Here is a 235-nt window from a genome sequence, read left to right as displayed (position 1 = left end):
CAAATCGTCGGGCAGCACGTCCTTGCCGAGCAGCGCCTTTGCAACGCCTGCGCCGAGACGGTCCGCCAGCTCGATCAATTGAGGGGCCGTGCCACGCGCGCCTGCGCCGATCAATATCGCAACCTTGGTCCCGGCATTGAGGATTTCCGCGGCCTGGGCGAGTTCGGCATCGTCAGGCATGATCTTCGGCCGGCGATATCCGACACCCGAGCGTGTAAAGCCGTGTGCAACCGCA

General features: G+C 64.3%; 1 pseudogene. It reads right to left on the bottom strand.

What is annotated here, in order from left to right:
• Positions 1–180 (bottom strand): annotated as a pseudogene (locus tag KJQ96_RS39575) (thiamine pyrophosphate-requiring protein); the annotation flags it as partial.
• Positions 181–235: the final 55 nt, after the last annotated feature.

The sequence above is a fragment of the Bradyrhizobium sp. sGM-13 genome (genome assembly GCF_018398875.1).
Taxonomy (GTDB): Bacteria; Pseudomonadota; Alphaproteobacteria; order Rhizobiales; family Xanthobacteraceae; genus Bradyrhizobium.
Note: the sequence above shows the minus strand (reverse complement) of the source record. Positions and strands in the feature narration are given on the sequence as shown.